The sequence below is a fragment of the Chromatium okenii genome, from assembly GCF_016583745.1.
Taxonomy (GTDB): domain Bacteria; phylum Pseudomonadota; class Gammaproteobacteria; order Chromatiales; family Chromatiaceae; genus Chromatium; species Chromatium okenii.
Window position 1 is genome coordinate 1 of the sequence record NZ_NRRQ01000133.1, and the last position, 545, is coordinate 545.

The window sequence follows — 545 nt, forward strand, 5'->3', positions numbered from 1 at the left end:
TCCTGGCCTTTTCGGGAATGATGGCCGCCTCGATGGCCACCCGTTCGGTCGGGGTGACGCCGTGGAGCGGTACCTATCCGGTGATCTTCCCGATCATCGCCGCCCTGGGCGTCGGCGCGCTGTGCGGCGGCTTAAGCGGCTGGATCATCGCCCGCTTCCGCATCCAGGCCTTCATCGCCACCCTGGGCATGCTGCTGGCGGCGCGCGGCTTCACCATGTCGGTCACCGGCGGCAATCCGATTTCCGGCCTAAGCCCGGATTTCCGCTGGTTCGGCACGGGCAAGCTGTTCGAGGTGATCCCGGTGCCGGTGGTCATCCTCGCCCTGGTCTTCCTTCTGGCCTGGGTGATCCTCAATAAAACGGTCTTTGGCCGCTACGTCTATGCCGTGGGCGGCAACGAGAAAAGCGCGCGAACCTCGGGCATCAACACCGGGGCGATCCTCATCTGGGTCTATGTGGTCGCCGGCTTCCTGGCCGGCGTGGCCGGGGTGTTCCTGACCGCCAAGACCGGGTCGGCCCAGACCAGCGCCGGCAGTTCCTATGAA

1 protein-coding gene is annotated in these 545 nt (G+C 65.9%); it reads left to right on the forward strand.

Annotated features, from left to right (window positions below; translation table 11 throughout):
* Window positions 1-545 (forward strand): ABC transporter permease (locus tag CKO12_RS14520; RefSeq protein WP_200155420.1); only part of this gene is annotated, 545 nt, incomplete at both ends.